Here is a 382-nt window from a genome sequence, read left to right as displayed (position 1 = left end):
TAGGACTTACGCACTATCATTTATAGATTCTCTGTGGTAGCAGATGATTTTTATCGAGAATAAAGTCATCAATGAAGTCTTTGATGATTGGTCTAAATAATTTCTTCTGCCAACGATATACATTTTCAAAGATCCCCTCAAACTGGTTCTTTTGTATCTCGACGTAGGCCATCAAGGCTGAAAAAATATGATTCAAAATCAGTTTAGATCGTCTTACTTGAAACTTTTCAATATGACAAACCTGTTTAATCACTCGGTGATATTGTTCTATTTTCCAATGACTTGAATGTAATTCATGAAAACCCTCAAAGGACAATAAATCATCTTCATCTTGATGCACAATATAAAACCTCTGCTGTTCTTTTAACTGAGTCTTAAATAA

General features: G+C 32.7%; 1 protein-coding gene. It reads right to left on the bottom strand.

Annotation, left to right across the window (positions count from 1 at the left end; translation table 11 throughout):
* Positions 1–16: 16 nt before the first annotated feature.
* On the bottom strand, positions 17–382 hold a 366-nt coding region (locus L6C30_RS14785), incomplete at its 5' end, for a transposase (RefSeq protein ID WP_236163345.1).

The organism is Acinetobacter sp. KAM396 (assembly GCF_021602765.1).
GTDB classification, from domain to species: Bacteria; Pseudomonadota; Gammaproteobacteria; order Pseudomonadales; family Moraxellaceae; genus Acinetobacter; species Acinetobacter towneri_A.
The sequence above is the reverse complement of the archived record's forward strand: the minus strand, read 5'-3'. Positions and strand labels throughout refer to the sequence as shown.